The organism is Mesorhizobium sp. M2E.F.Ca.ET.209.01.1.1 (assembly GCF_004010375.2).
Lineage (GTDB): Bacteria > Pseudomonadota > Alphaproteobacteria > Rhizobiales > Rhizobiaceae > Mesorhizobium.
In genome coordinates, this window is sequence record NZ_SADP02001271.1 from 1 (window position 1) to 285 (window position 285).

1 protein-coding gene is annotated in these 285 nt (G+C 61.8%); it reads right to left on the reverse strand.

The window, feature by feature from the left end; all coding sequences use genetic code 11:
• On the reverse strand, positions 1-285 hold a 285-nt coding region (locus tag EN852_RS40030; RefSeq protein WP_189546669.1), incomplete at both ends, for a cobalamin biosynthesis protein.

Below are 285 nucleotides of genomic sequence, written 5' to 3' on the forward strand. Positions count from 1 at the left end.
CCGCTGTCGAGCGCGTCGGCGACGGCTTCGACGTGTTCGTAAAGGCTTTTCTGCGACAGAAGCGATGTCGCCAGAAGGACGGCAATGATCAATCCCAAGGGGACGAACCAGAGCAGGACAAGCTGCACGCAAAGACCTGCTGCCGCCGGCACCAGAACGATGACGAGAAGCGCATGGACACCACGTTGGCGACGCAGCGCGTCGGGATCAGTGGCGCGGTTGAGCCTCAAGTCGAGAAAGGATATCAGCCCTCCGAACCCCGTCACCGGATGGCAGATGGCGCGA